The 4506-nt window shown below is 70.0% G+C and carries 5 protein-coding genes; all 5 read left to right on the top strand.

Translation table 11 applies throughout. From position 1 onward, the window contains the following. Positions 1 to 689: NAD(P)/FAD-dependent oxidoreductase (locus WBA11_RS20665; protein WP_424522518.1), on the top strand; the 689-nt coding region annotated here is incomplete at its 5' end. A 24-nt stretch (positions 690 to 713) separates the two neighbouring features. Continuing rightward, complete coding sequence (locus WBA11_RS20660; protein ID WP_424522517.1) at positions 714 to 1814, top strand: DHH family phosphoesterase; 1101 nt, start codon at positions 714 to 716, stop codon at positions 1812 to 1814. Positions 1815 to 1906: 92 nt separating this feature from the next. Then, positions 1907 to 3355 carry a leucyl aminopeptidase gene (locus tag WBA11_RS20655; protein ID WP_424522516.1) on the top strand — a complete coding sequence of 483 codons (1449 nt, stop codon included), beginning with the start codon at positions 1907 to 1909 and terminating at the stop codon, positions 3353 to 3355. After that, on the top strand, positions 3355 to 3528 hold the full coding sequence (locus WBA11_RS20650; RefSeq protein ID WP_424522515.1) for a hypothetical protein: 174 nt from the start codon (positions 3355 to 3357) through the stop codon (positions 3526 to 3528). The genes WBA11_RS20655 and WBA11_RS20650 overlap by 1 nt, the downstream gene beginning before the upstream one ends. Then, positions 3528 to 4506, top strand: a 979-nt coding sequence (gene pdxA / locus WBA11_RS20645) for a 4-hydroxythreonine-4-phosphate dehydrogenase PdxA (RefSeq protein WP_424522514.1), incomplete at its 3' end; no start/stop codon positions are given. The genes WBA11_RS20650 and pdxA, both read left to right, overlap by 1 nt.

The raw sequence follows: 4506 nt of genomic DNA, 5'->3' as shown, positions 1-4506 counted from the left end.
GTCTGGGCCACAACGTGACGCGCGTCACCGAGCGCGGCGTCGACCTCGAGGACGGATCGCACATCGCGGCGCGGACCGTCGTGTGGGCCGCGGGCGTCCAGGCGAACCCGCTGTGCGGTGCCCTCGCCGATGCGCACGGGTGGGAGCAAGCGTCCGGCGGCCGGCTCGTCGTCGACGAGAGCTTGCGCGTTCCCGGTCTCGAGAACGTGTTCGTGGTCGGCGACGCGGCCGGCGCGTCCGACCTCGAGGGCGACCTCTACCCGCAGGTGGCGCAGGTCGCGATCCAGCAGGGCCAGTTCGTCGCCCGACAGGTCGAGGCCATGACCTCGAAGACGTCGGGCGAGAACCGGTTCGAGTACGACGACCTGGGCCAGATGGCGACCATCGGGCGCAACGCGGCCGTGCTCCAAACGCCGGGCGGCCTCCGGCTGACGGGCTGGATCGCCTGGATGGGCTGGCTGTTCGTCCACCTGGTCAACCTGGTCGGCTTCCGCAACCGGGTCTCCGTTTTCCTGTCGTGGGCGTACAACTACGTCACGTTCGACCGCGGCCCCCGCCTCATCCTGACGGCGGCGCGCGCCGCCCCGGACCGTCCGCCGACCCTCGAGGTCGCGACCGAAAGCCCCAGCCTCCAAAGCGGGTCGTACGATCCCGCCCTCGAGGGCGAGGCCAATCCAGCCGCGGCGTAGCTTCTCGGTACCCCTAATCGATCCATGTCTACCGACCCTTCCTCCGGCCTCGATGCCATCCGCTCGGCCCTCCTCGAGGCCGACCGCGTCGTCATCACGACGCACACGCGGCCCGACGGGGATGCGCTCGGGACTGAGTTCGCGATCGCCCAGGCCCTGACGGCGCTCGGCAAGACGGTCCTGTGCCTCAACGCCGATCCGGCCCCCCGCAATCTCGACTGGCTCGCCGAGGAGCAACCGCCCGGCATGGTCCAGACCTACGAGGCGGGCAACCTCGACCAGGCCCAGGCCGTTGCGCACGCCGACGTGCTGCTGGTCGTGGACACGAATTCGGAGAAGCGGTTGGGCGACGTCGCTAAGGTGTTCCGGCAAGCCGGCAAGCCGATCCTGCTCCTCGATCACCACCCCGACCCCGAGTCCTGGTTTTCGGTGATGCACGTCCAGACGGACGCGGCGGCGGCGGCCGAGATCGCCTACGACTTGATCGCGGGCGTCGACCTCGACTTGATCGACCGCGGCGTTGCGACGGCGTTGTACGTCGGGATTATGACGGACACGGGCTCGTTCCGCTACAGCGCGACGACGCCCAAGACCCACGCGGTCGTCGCGGACATCTTGGAGCGGGGCGACCTCAAGCCCGAGCCGATCCACGTGTCCCTCTTCGACGGCAAGAGCCGCCAAGGACTGTCCCTACTGAGCATGGCGCTCGGGACCATCGATACGCACTACAATGGGCGTCTAGCGACCATCTTCGTGACCCAGGACATGATCCGGTCGTCGGGCGCCTTTTTCGACGAGACTGAGGGGCTGATCAACTACGCGTTGCAGCTCGACGGCGTGCTGGCGGCGGTCATCGGCCTGGAGCTGACGTCCGGTGTCAAGCTGTCGTTCAGGTCCAAGGGCGACTGCCCGATCAACAAGTGGGCGGGCCGGTTCGGCGGCGGGGGCCACGCCAACGCCTCGGGCGCGTTCGTCCAGAACGGTCAACTCCAGCGGACGCTCAAGGAGGTCGTGGACGCGGCGCCGTCGCACGTCATGGCCGACCCGAGCGAGATAACCGAGACCTCGGACGAGCTCTCTCAGGCCGACCTGTCGCTGCTCGCCCAGTTTAACGGCTCGCTCTAGCGGAGGGGCGGAGAAATTGGGGACGGAAAGATGAGTCCGTCAGCTCCCCCTTTTCTCAACCCCTCTGCCATTCCTCAACCCCTCACCTCTCGATGACCACGCTCGTTTCCGGCCCGCTCTCCAGCCTCGAGGCTCCCGTCCTCGCCTTCGCCCTCGAGGCCGACGGCTGGCGCCCGGACCTCGGTCCCGCCCTCGAGGTCGCCGTCCAGGACGCGACGGCCTCCAAGTCTTCGGCATCGCTCGTCCTCGAGGACGGAACGCGCGCCATCGTCGTGGTGCTGGGTGACCAGCCCGGTCTCGAGCGCTGGCGGTGGGCCGCCGCGGCGATCGCGAAGGCCGTCGCGGGCATCGAGGCCGAGGCGGTGACGATCGCCGTTCCTCCAGGCGAGTCGGCGGAGACCGCCGGGGCGCTCGTCGAGGGGTTCCGTCTGGGCGCCTACGGGTACCACGACTTTAAGTCAGCCGACGCGCCGGACGTCGCGGCGCTCTCGCTGTGGTCCGAGGCGTCCGACCTCGAGGACGCCGTCCGAACCGCGGACCTCCGCGCCCAGGCGACCAACTGGGCACGCGACTTGGTCAACACGCCGCCCGACGCCAAGATGCCGGACGCCTTGGCGGAGCGCGTCTCGAAGGAGGCTCGGTCCGCAGGCCTCCGCGCCGAGGTTTGGGACAAAGAGCGCATCGAGGACGAGAAGATGGGCGGGCTGCTGGGCGTCAACCGGGGCAGCCTGGACCCGCCGCGCTTTGTCGTCTTGGAGTGGGCGCCCGAGGGACACGAGTCGGACGACCCGGTCGTGTTCGTCGGCAAGACGGTGACGTACGACACCGGCGGTCTGTCGCTCAAGCCGACGAAGGACTCGATGGACAAGATGAAGGCCGACATGGGTGGCGGAGCGGCCGTCGCCGGAGCGCTCGTGGGCGCCGCGCGGCTCGAGCTTCGGGTCCGCGTGATCGGCCTGTTGCCCATGTCCGACAACCGCCCCGGCGGACGCGCCTACGCGCCCGGCGATGTCTTGACGATGCACTCGGGCACGACCGTCGAGGTCATGAACACGGACGCCGAGGGCCGCCTGCTCCTGGCCGACGCGCTCAGCTACGCCCGATCGCTCCACCCCCGGTACGTCCTCGATGCCGCGACCTTGACGGGCGCGCAGGGCGTGGCGCTGGGTGAGCGTGTCGCCGCCGTCGTGGCTCGTCCCGACGACCAGGACCTGGCCGACCGCGTCCACAGCGCCGGCGACGCGACCGGCGACCTGGCATGGCCGCTACCGCTGTACCCGCACTACCAAGACCAACTAAAGAGCGACACGGCCGACATGTCGAACGTCGGGGGGAGGATGGCCGGCACGATCACGGCCGCCGCCTTCCTGGAGCACTTTACCCTCGAGGGCGGACCCGGTGACAGCGATCGCGAGCCGGCCTACCCGTGGGTCCACGTCGACCTGGCTCGGCCCGCGTTCCTCGATTCGCCGTACGGCTACCGCCCGAAAGGCGCGACCGGCTTCGGCGTTCGCTTGCTCCTCGACCTGCTGACGGACTGATGCGCACGTTCTCTCTTTTAGCCGCCCTGGCCTTGGTGCTCGGCGCGTGCGCCACCGACGAGGCCGCCGGCACGGAGACGCCCGTCACGACGCCGGCCGAAACGCCCGTCGAGGCCGCGACGGAGCCCGGCGTGATCCCCGCCGACTCCGCGACCTCTCTCCCGAGTCCGTAGTGCGTCCTCGACTCGCCGTCAGCATCGGGGACCCGAACGGGATCGGCCCCGAGGTCGTGCTCAAGGCCGCCCGGCTCGTGCCGAGAACGGATCGCGTTGGCTCCGCCGGCCTATCGGCTCTTGAGGCCGGACCTGACGCCCTCGAGGTCGATCTCGTCGCGGTCGGGTCGGCGTCGGTGTTGCGGGACCAGGCTCGGCGACTCGGCCATCCGGTCCCTCACGTCATCGAGTCGGTCGAGCAGCACACGGGCCGGCTCTCCGTCCTCGATATCGGCGGCGACGGCTACGAATGGGGCTCAATAACCTCTGATGGGGGAGACCAGGCCATGCGCGCCGTCGCCCGTGCGACCGACCTCGCCCTCGAGGGGGCCGTCGACGGCATCGTGACCGCGCCGATCTCGAAGGAGGCGATCCAACGCGCCGGGTGGCTGGTGCCGGGTCACACCGAGTTTCTCCAGGAGCGGACCGGCGCCGAGACCGTCGTGATGGTGCTCGCCGCCGACCTCGAGGACGGCCCGCTCCGCGTGGCGCTGGTCACGATCCACGTCCCGGTCTCGGCCGTCGCGCGGTTGGTGACGGGGCAGCGGATCGAGCGGGTTTGTACGACGCTGTCGGACGCTCTTCGAAATGATCTAGGGATCGAGTCCCCGCGCCTCGCAGTCCTCGGCCTCAACCCCCATGCGGGCGACGGCGGCGTGATCGGGAGCGAAGAGATCGAGGTCGTCGGTCCCGCCCTCGAGCGGCTACGGGCGGACGACCTCGAGGTCGCCGGCCCGTTCCCCGCCGACGCGTTTTTCGGGCGCGGTGCGTGGCGAGACCACGACGCCGTCGTGGCGATGTACCACGACCAGGGCCTGGCCCCGTTCAAGGCGCTCGCCCAAGGCGCCGGCGTCAACGTCACCCTCGGCCTGCCCATCGTCCGCACGAGCCCCGATCACGGGACGGCCCTCGACGTGGCGGGTCGCGGCGTCGCGGACC

Origin of the sequence: Rubrivirga sp. (assembly GCF_049648075.1) — a bacterium.
In the GTDB taxonomy this organism is placed as follows: Bacteria; Bacteroidota; Rhodothermia; order Rhodothermales; family Rubricoccaceae; genus Rubrivirga.
The sequence above is the reverse complement of the archived record's forward strand: the minus strand, read 5'-3'. Positions and strand labels throughout refer to the sequence as shown.